Raw genomic sequence first — 14244 nt, forward strand, 5'->3', positions numbered from 1 at the left:
TGGTCCGGGGAACATGGTGGTTGTCGTCCGGGGCATGGTGGGCTGCCTTCGACCGTCGCGAAAAGAACGTGGTCGCGGACGACGAGGCGGGCGCACGACGCGACCGACCCCGAGTCGAAACGCCCTGACCGGGGCGACCGGTGGTGTTCGAGAACGGCCGCTCCCCGGAAGCCGGCCACCGCGCTGTCACTGGCCCAGCCGCCCGGCCTCGAACCGCCCTCGCCCGAGCCGAGCCGCTCCGGCCCGTCCCTGCCCATGCACACCCCCTCGCCATTGCCGTGGTGCGGACGCGAGCCCGGCGCAGGACTCGGCCTGCCATCAGAAGTCGTACGCGTCGCCACACCAGTTCCCGCTCCGCTCTGTGGCACGCGCCACACCCAATGCGACGAAGAGGAGCACTCCTGCGATCCGTGCACCGACCCGCAACGGGGCCGACGGCGGGTGCGAGGACGACCCCGCCATGACTACGGGCCGGTGCTGCCGAGCGCTCAGGGCCGCGGCCTTCACGGCCACGTGCGTGCTGCTCGCTGCCACGGGCCACATCCTCATGTCGGGCTCGCCGATCGCCGGGCCGGGCCTCGTCGCCGCGTTCGCGGTGACCGGTACGGCGGCATGGGCACTCGCCGGGCGCGAGCGCGGCACGGCCACGGCCATAGCCACGGCGGCGACGGTGACGGCCCAGGCTGGCCTCCACGCGGTCCTCTCACTGAGCATTGAGAGATCCTGCGGCCATGCCCGCCTTCGCGGGGTCGACGAGTTCGAGGGCCTGCTCGTCGACGAGCCCCGCGGCGAGCGCCGTACCCGCGCCGGTGACGATCATCGGTAGCTCCACGACAGCGACGGACACCTCGCGGCCGAAATCATGAGGGCGGCGTGAGCATCGTGACGAAGCCGAACGAACCGGTCACGGGGCACCAGACAGAGCACGACGAACCGACGGTTGCGCAGGCCCGGAAAACCATCCAGCCATCTCGCTTTCGGGCCGCCCACACCGGCCTTCGTACTGGTGGGCCCTCGTGTTCGACTGTCGCCGGTTCTCCGCGGGTCCAGCCCCTCTGGTTACCGTGCGTGGTCACCGGGGCCGGGGCGAAGGAGCACTGATGCGTGGTCACTACATCCCCCGGCCACCACCAGACACGGGGCCGACGTAGGTTGCGGTGGTCGAGTGCTACCTCAGGCGCGGGCATCGCGAAGTCCTCCGCGTGATCTACCGAATCTCGCTCACCAACTGGGGGCGGACCAGACAGACTTACTTGGCGCACCGGCGAGACCTCATCGTTTCCCGGCAATGACCATGCCCATGCGCGGGGAGAGACCCCGGCTGGAGAGGAACCCATGACCACCCGCACGGCCGCCACCGCGATCCCCGCCGCCGTCGCCTCAGCTCTGCTTCTTGCCGGCTGCGGCGGGCCCGAGGCCCCCAAGGTGGCGGACTTGACCGGCAAGACCTTCAAGGAAGCCAAGAAGATCGCCGTCCAGGCCGGATACAGGGGCGAATTCGGCGTCAACGTTCAGTCCGCCGACGCCTACACCGCCCCTGGCAGCACCAACAACCACCACGTGCGGGAGTTCGACGAGGATGACCCGGCCTACGTCTCGTGGACCGTCTGCTCCCAGGATCCCAGCGACCTGTCCTCCGAACGGGACGGCAGCGACTGGACCCTCTTTCTGTACGTGGTCGAGAAGCCGTCAGACTGCAAGGATGGCGAAATCACCGCTGAAGCCCGCAAACGGTATGTCGCCATCGCCAAGCAGGGGGAAGCGCTGGCGAACGAGCCCACCGCAGATGCCACCGCAGACGCCCCGACGGAGGACAGCTACCGCACCATCGACGACCCCGACTTCACATACACCGGGGACTTCACCATTGACACCGGCCTGCCCGATCCGCAGGAACGGGACACGGACGGCTCTTACCGCTACAGCTTGTGCGAAGGCTCTGACTATGAAACCGCCGCCGACTGTTACCCCGCCGAATGGCAGAAGGTGTACGAGGAATATCGCGAAGAGTACGGCTGGTAGTCGAGACGGAGGAACCCGCGGAGGCGGCTGGTGGTCTTGTCGTGGTAGCTGGTACGCCCCCCCCGAGATCACGGACGATCGTTTCCAGGCTGAACCCACGGGGCACTCACAGCGGATGGCGCCACAAACTCACCGTCAGGACCCCGTCGGCTTGCCGCAGTTGCTTGACTGATTCCCATGACCTCAACAGCGTTCGAGACCGCCACCCCCGACCCGATCGCCTACCTCGATCGGGTCGCCGCGACCGACCTCAGCCGCTCCTACAAGGGGCGCATGCTCGATGAACTCGACATCCGTCCGGGCCAAACGGCGCTCGACCTGGGCTGCGGCCCCGGCACCGATCTCGCCTCGCTCGCCCAAGCTGTCACCGCGACAGGCACGGTGATCGGTGTCGACCACGACCAGGCCACGGTCGACGCCGCCAGGGAGCGCACGTCCGACCAGCACACTGTCACAGTGCGACTCGGCGACATCCACGACCTGCCGCTGCCCGACCGCACCGCCGACCGTGCCCGCACCGACCGGGTACTGCAACACGTCGCCGACCCTGCCCGGGCGCTCCGGGAAATTCACCGCGTGCTACAACCCGGCGGGCGGCTCGTCATGGGTGAGCCGGACTGGGACACCCTGACCGTCGACCATCCGGACAGCAGCCTTTCGCGCGCCTACACCCAGTACGTCACGGACAAGGTCGTCCGCAATTCCCGCATCGGCAGGCAGCTCCCCCGACTGGCAACAGGGGCCGGATTCGCGGTGCCCTCGGTCATTCCGATCACCCCCGTATTCCGAGATGCCCAGGCAGCCGACAAGATCCTTGGACTGGAGCGCACGACGCAGCGTGCCGTGGCCGCCGGATACCTCACCGAGGAAGCAGCAGGACGCTGGCTGGACCACCTCTCCACCGGCCCCTTCCTCGCGGCGGTGACGTTCTACATCGTCGTAGCCGAGTCATAGTCGCCAGCCCAGCAACGACAGCCCGCCGGGAACAGCTCCCGGCGGGCACGGACAGTGACCAACACCGCTTGCACTCACCCCGGACTCACGACACTTGAATCACGCGAGCCCACCAGTTAACTACCGTCAGCAGCATGGCAATGCCGAACTGTGTTCAGTCCCTCCGTACGAATTGGTGTCGCACCCACAGCACCGCCGCTGTGACCGGGGACATGACTCCCGCAAATAGCACCCAGAACCACACGTGACCTGCGAAAACCTCGAACGCGGGGGCATTCGCCAGGACATCGGAACACGACCCTGACGCGCATGTTGTACCCGTCGTCGTCCGGGTGTGTTGCGCACCAGTCGGCCTCGTGGCCCGCCGCCTGCAGAAGGAATCCCAGAAGGACCGCGCCCAGACCGCCTAGCGCAGGCCACCCGGGCGGAGGCATCCGGGCCGCTGGCAGGGTCGAGCTCTTCGCGGACGTGCTCCGGTCATCCCAACTTGCCGAACGCCCGGGCGAGCACGCTCCAACATCCCTTGCGGGGCAGCCCGTTAGAGGGCTGGCCCCACCTCCGATCAACCGGACAGCCGGATGGCCGCGAGAACGCCACGTCGGCGACCGTGGGGGTGCCCAAGCAACTGCTGCAAGGAGGGCGCGTTCGTGCGCATCGTTACGACCACCGCCATCTCACTGGCACTCGTCGGCGGAGCCGTGCCGGCGGCCATCGCCCAGGGGCCGACCACCGAGGGAATCTGGCGCATGAACGGCTACGGCACAGTGCTGTCCCTCCACAACGGGATCTTCCAGGAGTATCAGATCACCGCGGTGAGCTGCCTGAAGGGCGACTCCGCGCGGCGGACCGGCCCCGGCACCTACACCACGTCCGACGGCACCGTCCTGACCGTGCGCTCCCGAGGAGACCACGACCACGCTTTCGTGCGCGAGGACGGCTCCGTCGGCAGCCGGAGCCTCCGGCGCATCCCTGCGCTGCCCGACGCCTGCTCGCGCCCGCAGGCAGAGGATCCCCGCAAGACCTTCGACGTCTTCTGGCAGACCTTCGAGGAGAACTACCCCTTCTTCGCAGCCAAGGGCATTGACTGGCACAAGGCCCGCGATCAGTACCGCCCCAAGGTGCACGCCGGGACGACGAGGGACGAGCTGTACGACGTCTTCAGCGAGATGGTCGAGCCGCTCCACGACGCCCACGTCGCCGTCCTGGACGGCAAGCGTGTCTTCTATCAGGCCCGCCCCGGCACCGTCATGCCTTCCGCGGAACTGGACGCCAGGGTCAAGAAGTTCATCGTGGCACGCGACCTCCAATCCGCCCGGAACCTCCAGGACTTCGCGAACGGGCGGATCACCTACGCCGACCTGCCCGGCGGGCAGGGCTATCTGCGGATCTCCGGCTTCGACGGGTACGCGGATGATGACGCCTACGCCGACCAGCTGGCCGAACTCGACAAGACATTGGACACGGTCCTCAGCCAGGAACGCACGCGGCGCCTGAAGGGCCTGATCATCGACCAACGGATCAACGGTGGCGGCTTCGACGCGTTGGGAATCCACATCGCCGCGCGCCTCACCGACACCCCCTACCTCGCCTACTCCAAGAGGGCCCGCAACGTTCCCACCGACCCCACCCGGCACACTCGCCCCCAGCCCGTGTACGTCGAACCAGCCCAGGGCCCCCGCTACACCGGGCCGGTCGCCGTGCTGACCAGCGGCTCGACCGTCAGCGCGGGAGAGACCTTCGCCCAGGCCCTCATGGACCGGCCCGGCAAGACGGTCCGAATCGGGCAGCCCACACAGGGCGTCTTCTCGGACATCATGGTGCGCAAGCTCCCCAACGCCATGTCGGCCTGGCTACCGAACGAAGAATTTTTGACCCGATCGGGCATGACCTTCGACGGTACAGGCATTCCGCCAAATCTCACTGAGCCGGTCTTCACCAAGGAGGAGTTCGCCAGGAAGAGGGACTCGGCCTTCGACAGAGCTCTGAGCATCCTGCGGAACTACGGCAGCGCCACGAGCTGACACGGGAGCAGCGGGACAGGGCAGCCCTCCAGTGATCACGGAAGGTCACTGTCGGCTCGGCGGAACCGACGACTCACGACAGTTGAATACGCAAACTCACCAGTACCGAGGCCGCACACGTCGAGAGACCGCGGAGGGGGTCAGGCCTTCGCGAGTTCGGCGGCCTCCAGTTCGCCCGCCTGCTTCAGCCAGTCGGCGAAGAGCTTCTCGTCGATCTCGTCGACGGAGGCCAGCTTGGCCTGCCCCATGATGCGTGCACCGGGCTGCAGTCGACCGGACGGGTCGTCGAGTTCCTGCCCGCGCCAGAACCCGAAGGTCACGTACTTCGAGTACGCCCTGACGTAGCAGACCGGCCCCTTTCCGGGTGCCTCGCCCGCACTCCAGGTGGGTGCCTGGTGGTAGACCGCCGAGTTCGCGTCGGGCAGCGCGGCGTCAATGAGCGGGATCAGCTTCTCGACGATGTCACGAAACGGGCCGGTGGCGAGCCCTGCCACGTACTCCTCAACAGGAGCGAACTTCCCCACTTTTACTCCAAGTTCTTCTGTTCCGATCAGCCCGCACACCCTCACACAGGGGGCCCGCGACCGTGGGGGCCTGCCCGAAGCTCCTCTATCGTCTGCCGGTGTCGCAAACCGTGCCCCCTGTGACCTGCTGCCGAGGAGTACACCCGTGAACAAGCCATCGACCACCGGCGTCCCGGACGAACTGCAGCGGCGGCTCGGCGTGACCGACGCCGTGGTGATCGGCCTGGGGTCGATGATCGGTGCGGGGATCTTCGCCGCCCTCGCCCCGGCAGCACGGGCGGCCGGCTCCGGGCTGCTGATCGGTCTGGCCCTGGCCGCCGTGGTCGCCTACTGCAACGCGACGTCCTCCGCGAGGCTGGCTGCCCGCTACCCGGCCTCGGGCGGCACCTATGTCTACGGTCGCGAGCGCCTCGGCGACTTCTGGGGCTACCTGGCCGGGTGGGGCTTCGTGGTCGGCAAGACAGCCTCCTGCGCGGCGATGGCGCTCACGGTCGGCTCGTACGTGTGGCCCGGGCAGGCGCACGCGGTCGCGGTGGCCGCCGTGGTGGCGCTGACGGCCGTGAACTACGCGGGTGTACGGAGATCCGCGCTCCTGACCCGAGCGATCGTCGCGCTGGTCCTGGCGGTGCTCGCGGCCGTGGTGGTCGCCGCCCTCACCTCCGGGACCGCGGACGCCGCCCGGCTGGACGTCGGCTCGGACGCCACCGTCGGCGGGGTGCTCCAGGCTGCGGGCCTGCTCTTCTTCGCGTTCGCCGGCTACGCCCGTATCGCCACGCTCGGGGAGGAGGTCCGCGATCCGGCCCGCACCATCCCCCGGGCCATCCCGCTCGCGCTCGGCATCACCCTGGTCGTGTACGCCGTCGTCGCCGTCGCCGCCCTGGCGACGCTCGGCCCGGGGCGGCTGGCCGAGGCGTCGGCTCCGCTGTCGGACGCCGTGCGGGCCGCGGGCGCCGACCGGCTCGTCCCCGTCGTACGCGTCGGCGCCGCCGTCGCTGCGCTCGGCTCCCTGCTCGCCCTCGTCCTCGGCGTCTCCCGTACGGCCCTGGCCATGGCCCGGGACCGTCACCTGCCCCACGCCCTGGCCGCCGTCCATCCCCGTTTCAAGGTGCCCCACCGCGCCGAACTCCTCGTCGGCGCCGTGGTGGCGGTGGTGGCCGCGACCGCCGATGTGCGCGGGGCCATCGGGTTCTCCTCCTTCGGCGTGCTCGTCTACTACGCCATCGCCAACGCCTCCGCCTGGACCCTCGCCCCCGACGAAGGCCGCCCCCACCTCCTGGTCCCCGCCGTCGGGTTGGCCGGCTGCCTGGCCCTGGCCTTCGCACTCCCGTGGGCCTCGGTCGTCTCCGGCGCCGCTGTGCTCGCGGCCGGTGCGCTCGTCTACGCCGCGCGCCGCTCGGTGTCGGTGCGCAAGCCGTAGTCGTAGGCCGTATCCGCTGTCGTCCGAGCACTCGTACGCATGCCATGAAGCTACGGAAGGCCGGACGCAGTCGATTGACTTTCGATCGATATCTATCGAAAATCGATGTATGAATCACCTCTTCATAGTCGCGCTCCGGGCCGGTATCGTCGCAGCGATCGTGATCGGTCTCTTCGGTCAGATCGTGGTCGTCCCGACGACCGCAGCCGACGAAGTGGACCGCTTCCCTCCCTACGCCCCGTTCGCCGCGCCCTACGTGACGGTGGCAATCGTCGGCATCGCCTGCGTCCAGGTCGCGCTCGTCGCGGTGTGGATGCTGCTCGCCATGGTCCGACGGGACGCGATCTTCACTCCGCAGGCCTTCCGATGGGTCGATGTCATCATCGGGTCCTCGGCCCTGGCAACACTGCTGGCGATCGGGGTGGCCGGTCACCTGGCCCTGGCCGACGTCCCCTCTCCCAACGGCAACATGGGCGCCATCAGCGCCCTGGCCGCCGCGATCACGGGTGTCGGCGTCGGAGCGTCGTTCGCGATGCTGGTCGTCATCATGCGCGGCCTCCTGCGCAAGGCGACGGATCTACAGACCGAGATCGCCGAGGTGATCTGATGGCGATCATCGTCGACCTCGACGTCCAACTCGCCAGACGCAACCTGTCAGTGGGGGAGTTCGCCGCCGCCGTCGGCATCACACCGGCCAATATCGCCGTGCTGAAGAACGGTCGCGCGAAGGCGGTGCGGTTCACGACGCTCGACGCGATCTGCCGCACACTCGACTGCCAACCCGGCGACGTGCTGCGCTGGGTTCCCGACGACGAAGACACCGAAGGCAACGACGAATACAACGACTGAGCACGCGTCACGGGCGAGGGTGGCGTTGTGAGCGGCCCGTGGCCTGGGAATCGGCCGACGGTCAACGACCCGACGCCGTTGTCGGTGCCGGGTGCCAGACTCACCGAGCATGACGAACAATGTGCGGTTGAGGGACGTCGAAGAGGCCGATCTGGAGTTGTTCTTCCGGTACGAACACGACGCCGAGGCTGTCCGGCGTTCGAGGTTCACGCCCCGGGGCCGGGAGAGGTTCATGACCCATTGGGCCACGAAGGTCCTCGGGGATCCGAGCGTCTTCGTGCAGACCGTCACCGTGGATGGTGAGACGGCGGGCAACGTCGTCGCCTGGTGGGATGACCACCGACGCTTCATCGGCTACTGGTTCGGGCAGCGTTACTGGGGCCGAGGCATCGGCACCCGGGCGCTGACGCTCTTCCTGGAGCGGGAGAAGAACCGCCCGCTCCATGCCGACCCCTTCGCCGACAACACCGGCTCGGTGCGGCTGCTGGAGAAGCACGGTTTCCAGCACACGGGCACCGTACGGTACGGCGAGCACGAACACGCGATGCTCGTGCTCCGCGAGAACAGCGGGCCGAAGCCCGGGGCCGTGGGAGACACACGAACTCCTGACGCCTCCGCGCCGCAGGCCGACGTCGGCTCGGCCGCCGGATCGGGAAGCTGACGGTCGCCGACGACGGCCGGGTCGTGCGCGGGAACCTGTTTGCCGCCGACGGGGAGCCGCCGAGACCGTGATCATACGACCTGGGCGGCGATGATCCGCGCGCACTCCAGGGACTCGGTGTGCGTGGTGTCCACCTCCAGGTCGTAGACCACGTCCCGGTGGGCCTTCTCCGCCTGCGACTCGGCCATCCCGGGGATTCGGTCTCCGCGGGCGATCTCGCGGGCTGCGGCGACCGCGCTCTCGCACCGGACGCCGACCCACAGCACGTGCAGTCCGCCGAGAGCCTTCCGCCACCGCTGCTGGGACTCCGCCCCGCCGAGAAAGACATCGTCGACGATGATCCGGGCGCGTGCACGAGCCATCGCGGCGACCCCTTCCATCCATGCCTCTTCCAGCGCCCGGAACTCGGCTCCGATACTCACGCCGCCGTCCGTGTCGAAGTCGATGCCGGACTGCGATGCCTGCAGGGAGACGGGCATCGTCTCGATCAAGGTGTCGACCCCGAGAGCGAGCCATGGATCCGGCAAGGTGGACTGCAGACACCGGGCGATCCCGGATTTGCCCGAACTGGACCCGCCGTTCAACATAATCACCTGAGTTCTCACCACGTCACAGTAAAGGCGCTCCCCCTCAGCATCGAAGCCGATTTCGCAAGCCAGGCCGAGGTCCATGAGGGCCGACCCCGATCCCACAGGCCAGAAACGGGTTCTGCGGGACGGCGCCGCTGCCCGTACTCGCGTACTCGCTCATGTTGCCGGGTCCCGGAATACTGCGAGGCGTATTCCCTGCCCGTTCCGGCAGGCGCATGGGCCCGGCCGGGAGCCCATCCTGGTGGGGGAACCACAGCGGCGGGTCTTCCGGCTGCGGTGTTCGAAGTTGCTCAACTCGGAGTTGCGCAACTCGAAGTTGCTCGATTCGAAGTTGCTCGATGTGGTGGAGGGGCGGAGGTTCGCGACCGTGATGGAGTTGTTCGAGGCTGCCATGGATGTGTTCATGCTGGCCATGGGCCTGGGATGCGTGTGGCTGGGGTGTTCCGCCACGCATCGGCGCCACCAGTACCCGGAGCTGGCTCGGGGGCCCGTCTGGGCCACCCGCACCTGGGGGCTCGGATTTGTGCTGCTGGGGGCGTCGCTCGCCATCGCGTCGGTGGGCCGGTTCACCGGCGAGACGTGGAGCTGGCCGTCGGCCGTGATGCGCTGGGTCGCCGGGCCGTTGGTGTTCGGCTCGATCCTGGTCTCGATGGTGTTCCGGCAGTGGGGCAACCGGAACAACCGGGCGGTGAGGGCGACGGAATCGGTGGACGAGGGACACCAGGCGTGAACCGGCCTGCTTCGTGATGCGAGGCGGCATTTCGTGGCACCGGCTGCTCGCCCGTCTTCTCGCCCACTCGTCTTCCCCTCCCCGTCGGCACGCCCGGCCCGTGTGATCAGTCCACCGGGGAGACACGAATGAGGTTGCCGTCGGGGTCGGTGACGACGAAGGTACGGCCGAAGACCTCGTCGTGCGGCGCCTCGACGACCGTCACATCCTTGGCGCGCCATTGCTCGTAGACCTCGTCGACCACGGCGGCGCCGCCCGGAACCATGAGTCCGACCTCGGACGTACGTGGGGTCGCAGGCATCACGTTCACGCTGCGCCCGCTCCACAGCGCGAACAACACTCCGGGTGCCACCTCGAACGGCACGTAACGCGGTGTCGTGACGACCGGCTCGATCTCGAACAGGTCGCTGTAGAAGCGCGTGGCCCGTTCCACGTCGGTCACATAGATCAGGAACAGGTTGGGGTTCGCCATGATGTTTCCTCTCCTTCGTCTGGACGGTCGCCCGCGTCGGGGCCGGGCCGCCGTGTCCGCAACACTGGCACGTAAACATGACACTTCACGTCATGTTTACGTGGAGATGGACCTATGATCCGAGGTGATCCCATGAATCGGCAGCAACGGCTGCTCGCGATGCTCGCCGCTCTCCAGGCAAGACGGCGCACCACCGCGAACGAACTGGCGGCGGAGTTCGGTGTATCGGTGCGCACGGTGATGCGCGATGTCGAAGCGCTGGCCGCCGCCGAGGTCCCCGTCTTCACCGAGCGGGGCAGATACGGCGGGATCGTTCTGCTCCCAGGCACCCAGCTCGACGTGTCCCGCCTGAGCGACACCGAGACGGAACTGCTCACCGTGCTCGGAATCGACCTCGTCCAGGCGCGCAAGCTCGGCATGGAAGCCGCCGCACGCAGCGCCACCGACAAGCTCACGGCGCGGGGCACCCCTCAGCGGCGGGCGGCCTCGCAGAGGAGCGATCTGATCCCGTTGGCGGAGGTCGTCGCCGTCGATCACCGGGCCTGGTTCGTCCCGGACGAGGACGAAGAGGCGGACATCGCCTCCCTCACGCGTGATCTGCGCCGTGGACGACGCCTGCGCGTCCGCTACCGACGCAGCGGCACCCGGCGCCACCGGCCGACCGTCGTCGACCCTTACGGAGTGCTCCTGCGCGGCGGCCGGTGGTACCTCGTCGCCGACACGGACGGTGAACCGCGTATGTACGCGCTCAGCCGCCTCGCCTGCTGGGAGGTGTTGGACGAACCCCGCATCCTGCGCCCGAACACCACGCTCACCGAGTTGGCCGGGACACTCGGTGCGGGCCTGGAGGACGCGCGGGACGTCGTCGTGACCGTGCGGCTGGACGCGGACCGCCTCGACATCGCCAAACGAATCCTCGGCAAACGTCTGCTGAGCACGGAAACGACCGACGCCAATGCCGATGCCGATACCGATGCCGATGCCGATGGCACCGTCTTGGTTCGGGTCGGCTACGACCGGCTCGACGGGGTGCGCCAACTCCTCCAATTCAGCGACCACTTCGAGGTCGTCGACCCGCCCGCGGCTCGGGAACTCGTCGCGCGCCTCGCCGGAGCGATCACACTCCGGCATCGCACCCCGAGCCCCTGACGCCCGAACGGCGGGCCCTGTGGTCGTCCGCGCCCCGGGACCCGTGGACGGCTCGGGTTTGATGACGGGTTCACATTCACGCCTGAGTAAGTGTTTGGATCAAAGCTTGCACCCATGCTTGCGTCAGTGTTTACGGAAGAGATCGCATCCATGTTTGCGTCGATGTTTGTACCGATGGTTGCATCAATGTTTGCTTCAATGCTTGCATCAACGCTTGCTCCGATGTTTGTAGCAGCGCTTGCATCAAGGTCTGTAGCAATGCTTGTAGTCATACGTGCCAGATGGTTTAAACCTGCACTGAGTGCAACTTAGTCATACATGTGGAGTCATGACCGATTCTGGGCTTTGATCCGATCTGACATCGAGGTGGCACTGCCCCCCTCTGGGGCGGGCCAGAGTTCGAAGGGCTGCCCGGCCACCACCTCAGGAGTGCCGAGGCTCTCTTGAAGTAGCCATTCACCAACGCGAGTTCGCCACGATCGAGCGGTGTCCGGCACGGGGCGCCCGGCCCGCTCGACACCCCCTCACCCGTGGCCCGAGCTGCCGCCCATCCGGATCGGTTGGCCGCGGTGGAGGCACCCTGGGACGGCGAACCCGCCCAGGGCTGGTTCGAACCTCTCCTTGTCGCGGTCCTGGACGCACCCGAAACGCATTCCCTCGGCCAGAACCAGAAACGCAGCGTACGGGCCGTGTACTGACGCTCTGAAGCGCCCGTTCCTTCCCATCCTGCCCTCCTCCTTCCGGCTCACGACGACATCGTGATTCAACGCACGCGGTCCCTGAGAGCGGCGCGGATCCGGCCGGCGTGGGCCTGGACGTCGGGGTCAGCGGTGGTGGTGCTGTCGTTCCCGGTGGTGGGCGAGTGGCGGGGACGGCAGGAGCGGCAGAGGCCGTCAGGGAGCGCCTCGGGCGGACCGGGCACTGCGCATTCCGTGCATTCGACCAGAGCGTGGCGGGTGGGGGCGTTGGGACCCCCAGGTGCATTGGGGTCCTTGAGCGGAGAGGAGGGCAGGGTGGGCGGGATCTTCGTTTCGAGACGTTTGCGCGTGAAGGCGATGGGTGAGTGGATGCGAGAGGGAAGGCCGCTGGTGAGGGCGTGGACGAGGTAGTCGACGGTCACGCCCCGGTTGAGCCACTCGGCGGCGAGCGGCACCAGGGCTGTGCAGTCGGCGTCGGAAAGCCCGAGTCGCTCGTCGATGCAGCCGAGTTGGGCCAGGGCGTAGTAGGTGAATGACTTCTCTTCGACGGGCGGGAGGTCTCCCGGGCCAGGCTGTCGCGGCACGGCGGGTACGGCAGGCACGGCGGACGGAACGGGCACGGCGAGCGAGGCAGGCGCGGCGGACGGAGTGTGGGCGGTGTGCGGAGTATCCGGGGCGGGCTGGACGGGTACGGCGGCGGTCGGGACAGGTGCAGCAAGGGACGGGGCGGCGGGGTCAGCGGGGACGGGTGCGGCGGGTACGACGGACGCAGCGGAAGCGGTCGGCTCAACGGAAGCGGGAAGCGCGGCGGAGACAGCGGGGAAGGTGGGCGCGGCGGCCTCGGGCGCCGGGGCGAACGCCTCCGAGGCGCCTTCCGCCGACCGGGGCTCCGGGACGACGCATTCCGGGCCGGTGGATGCCGGGACGTCGCATTCCGGGCCGGTGGATGCCGGGCCCGCAAATTCCTGGACGACGGGCTCCTGAACGACGGGCTTTCGGACGACGGGCCCTTGAGCGGCGGGTTCCAGGGCGGCAGGCTCCAGGGCGGCGGATTGCGGGACGGCGGGGTCCTGGGAGGCCGGCGCCTGGACTGCGGGCTTCAGGGGCCGAGGCACCGGGGCGGTGAATTCCGGTGACGCCGGATGGTCGGAATCGGCTTGGCCTTCCATCGAGGCGAGGTAGGTGGCCCACCATTCGTTGTCATGCGCGGTGCGGGACCAGAAGGTGCGGTAGGCCCAGCGAACCGTACCGTCGTCGCCGACCGGGCAAAGCACGCGGCGGAGATGACCGGCGATTCCCAATGCGGCCAGGGCCTTGCCGACGGCCTGTTGCCCGTAGAGCGGAAGTTGCTTGGCCAGGTCCTTGATGCTCATCGCGGCACCGTCGGGAAGGCGATCGATGTACCCCGCGACGTAGCGCTCCCTTTCGGGCAGCAGTGCGAATGCATCACCCTTGCGGGGACACTGATCTCGAACAGAGCGCTTTCCGTAGCCGGGACTCGCCATCGTACGCACGGAAGAACGTGCATAAACGCTCTGGGCAGGGGTACGGTTTTGAGTAGCCACGAGATCGCTCCTTTGTCGGTCTTGGAGGTAAGACCCCGGTTGGTGCTGTGAACACACGCCGGGGTCATTACTTTTTCCGGCAACGTAAGCAACCGTCCCGGCGCGCCACAAGTTGCCCCGATTAGTCATACTTGCTGCTCGTTACGGGTCAGGGAGGGTGGGAGGTTTTCTCCAACCACCCTTTCTACCTACCTGTTTTCAAAAGAAGGCGCTCGAATCTCGGGGCTCGGGACTCGGCTCTCGAAGCTCGCCACTCGGATCTCGGAGCCCAATCGTCATCACGCCGCCCGCAATTCCGCTCGAACGGGTGACCAATGCCTGTTCCGTCAACGGCTGCAAAAGGCTCCGAGGCGCCGCGGCCCCGAAGCCTGGAGCCCCCGGAGTCCGGAGCCCCCAAGTAGGTTGCTCCGACCGACGGTTCACTCGTCGGCACGCCGGAGAGTGCTCCTGCCGCAAGCGCCAGGGGCCGGGAAGACCCGCGCTCTGGCGCGAGATCGACCGGCCCGAGCAGCATCTCCTCGGCATCCAGTACGCGGGCCGGGTGCCCGACCCCCACCCCCTCGTCGTACGGAACGCCGAGCACTGGCTGTGG

General features: G+C 68.0%; 13 protein-coding genes and 2 pseudogenes. 11 read left to right on the forward strand and 4 right to left on the reverse strand.

Going from position 1 to position 14244, the window contains the following annotated elements:
- Positions 1–460: 460 nt before the first annotated feature.
- The 4 genes from AMK22_RS39485 to AMK22_RS11565 all read left to right on the forward strand — a co-directional run bounded on the left by AMK22_RS39485 (position 461) and on the right by AMK22_RS11565 (position 4997).
- Entirely contained in the window at positions 461–826 is a 366-nt protein-coding gene (locus tag AMK22_RS39485; RefSeq protein WP_158072045.1) for a hypothetical protein, read from the forward strand.
- A gap of 509 nt (positions 827–1335) precedes the next feature.
- The gene (locus AMK22_RS11555; protein ID WP_073784013.1) at positions 1336–2022 is read left to right on the forward strand and encodes a PASTA domain-containing protein; all 687 of its coding nucleotides are present in this window, start codon (positions 1336–1338) and stop codon (positions 2020–2022) included.
- A 177-nt stretch (positions 2023–2199) separates the two neighbouring features.
- Entirely contained in the window at positions 2200–2976 is a 777-nt protein-coding gene (locus AMK22_RS11560; RefSeq protein ID WP_073784014.1) for a methyltransferase domain-containing protein, read from the forward strand.
- A 647-nt stretch (positions 2977–3623) separates the two neighbouring features.
- Positions 3624–4997 carry a S41 family peptidase gene (locus AMK22_RS11565; protein WP_073784015.1) on the forward strand — a complete coding sequence of 458 codons (1374 nt, stop codon included), beginning with the start codon at positions 3624–3626 and terminating at the stop codon, positions 4995–4997.
- 140 nt (positions 4998–5137) lie between these two features.
- Here AMK22_RS11565 and AMK22_RS11570 read toward each other — a convergent pair whose 3' ends face one another.
- Positions 5138–5521, reverse strand: coding sequence for a DUF1801 domain-containing protein (locus tag AMK22_RS11570; protein WP_073784016.1), 384 nt, complete (start codon positions 5519–5521; stop codon positions 5138–5140).
- A gap of 145 nt (positions 5522–5666) precedes the next feature.
- On the opposite strand from AMK22_RS11570, the gene AMK22_RS11575 reads away from it, so the two are divergent.
- The 4 genes and pseudogenes from AMK22_RS11575 to AMK22_RS11590 form a co-directional block, all read left to right on the forward strand.
- Positions 5667–6938: an APC family permease gene (locus AMK22_RS11575; protein WP_073784017.1), complete on the forward strand. Its 1272-nt coding sequence runs from the start codon at positions 5667–5669 to the stop codon at positions 6936–6938.
- Between the two features lie 109 nt (positions 6939–7047).
- Positions 7048–7545 (forward strand): DUF2975 domain-containing protein, encoded by a 498-nt coding sequence (locus AMK22_RS11580; protein WP_073784018.1) that lies wholly within the window; start codon positions 7048–7050, stop codon positions 7543–7545.
- The gene (locus AMK22_RS11585) at positions 7545–7787 is read left to right on the forward strand and encodes a helix-turn-helix domain-containing protein (protein WP_073784019.1); all 243 of its coding nucleotides are present in this window, start codon (positions 7545–7547) and stop codon (positions 7785–7787) included. Before AMK22_RS11580 ends, AMK22_RS11585 begins: the two co-directional genes overlap by 1 nt.
- Positions 7788–7896: 109 nt before the next feature.
- A pseudogene (locus AMK22_RS11590) lies at positions 7897–8343 on the forward strand (GNAT family N-acetyltransferase); the annotation flags it as partial.
- Positions 8344–8519: 176 nt separating this feature from the next.
- Here the strand turns inward: AMK22_RS11590 and cpt are convergent.
- Complete coding sequence (cpt, locus tag AMK22_RS11595) at positions 8520–9035, reverse strand: chloramphenicol phosphotransferase CPT (protein WP_073784066.1); 516 nt, start codon at positions 9033–9035, stop codon at positions 8520–8522.
- 244 nt (positions 9036–9279) lie between these two features.
- On the opposite strand from cpt, the gene AMK22_RS11600 reads away from it, so the two are divergent.
- On the forward strand, positions 9280–9768 hold the full coding sequence (locus AMK22_RS11600) for a hypothetical protein (protein ID WP_242433923.1): 489 nt from the start codon (positions 9280–9282) through the stop codon (positions 9766–9768).
- A 106-nt stretch (positions 9769–9874) separates the two neighbouring features.
- Here the strand turns inward: AMK22_RS11600 and AMK22_RS11605 are convergent, their stop codons facing one another.
- Entirely contained in the window at positions 9875–10240 is a 366-nt protein-coding gene (locus tag AMK22_RS11605; protein ID WP_073784020.1) for a VOC family protein, read from the reverse strand.
- 132 nt (positions 10241–10372) lie between these two features.
- On the opposite strand from AMK22_RS11605, the gene AMK22_RS11610 reads away from it, so the two are divergent.
- On the forward strand, positions 10373–11389 hold the full coding sequence (locus AMK22_RS11610) for a helix-turn-helix transcriptional regulator (protein WP_073784021.1): 1017 nt from the start codon (positions 10373–10375) through the stop codon (positions 11387–11389).
- Positions 11390–12152: 763 nt separating this feature from the next.
- Here AMK22_RS11610 and AMK22_RS41750 read toward each other — a convergent pair.
- On the reverse strand, positions 12153–13460 hold the full coding sequence (locus AMK22_RS41750; protein ID WP_073784022.1) for a hypothetical protein: 1308 nt from the start codon (positions 13458–13460) through the stop codon (positions 12153–12155).
- A gap of 640 nt (positions 13461–14100) precedes the next feature.
- On the opposite strand from AMK22_RS41750, the pseudogene AMK22_RS38295 reads away from it, so the two are divergent.
- Positions 14101–14244, forward strand: a pseudogene (locus tag AMK22_RS38295) (N,N-dimethylformamidase beta subunit family domain-containing protein); the annotation flags it as partial.

It is taken from the genome of Streptomyces sp. CB01580, assembly GCF_001905795.1.
GTDB lineage: Bacteria > Actinomycetota > Actinomycetes > Streptomycetales > Streptomycetaceae > Streptomyces.

What these genes read in the sequence shown, in the direction of transcription:
- cpt (WP_073784066.1), bottom strand. Translation starts at nt 9,035, where the DNA reads ATGTTGAACGGCGGGTCCAGTTCGGGCAAATCCGGGATCGCCCGGTGT.
- AMK22_RS11605 (WP_073784020.1), bottom strand. Translation starts at nt 10,240, where the DNA reads ATGGCGAACCCCAACCTGTTCCTGATCTATGTGACCGACGTGGAACGG.
- AMK22_RS11580 (WP_073784018.1), top strand. Translation starts at nt 7,048, where the DNA reads ATGAATCACCTCTTCATAGTCGCGCTCCGGGCCGGTATCGTCGCAGCG.
- AMK22_RS39485 (WP_158072045.1), top strand. Translation starts at nt 461, where the DNA reads ATGACTACGGGCCGGTGCTGCCGAGCGCTCAGGGCCGCGGCCTTCACG.
- AMK22_RS11610 (WP_073784021.1), top strand. Translation starts at nt 10,373, where the DNA reads ATGAATCGGCAGCAACGGCTGCTCGCGATGCTCGCCGCTCTCCAGGCA.
- AMK22_RS11555 (WP_073784013.1), top strand. Translation starts at nt 1,336, where the DNA reads ATGACCACCCGCACGGCCGCCACCGCGATCCCCGCCGCCGTCGCCTCA.
- AMK22_RS11585 (WP_073784019.1), top strand. Translation starts at nt 7,545, where the DNA reads ATGGCGATCATCGTCGACCTCGACGTCCAACTCGCCAGACGCAACCTG.
- AMK22_RS41750 (WP_073784022.1), bottom strand. Translation starts at nt 13,460, where the DNA reads ATGAGCATCAAGGACCTGGCCAAGCAACTTCCGCTCTACGGGCAACAG.
- AMK22_RS11560 (WP_073784014.1), top strand. Translation starts at nt 2,200, where the DNA reads ATGACCTCAACAGCGTTCGAGACCGCCACCCCCGACCCGATCGCCTAC.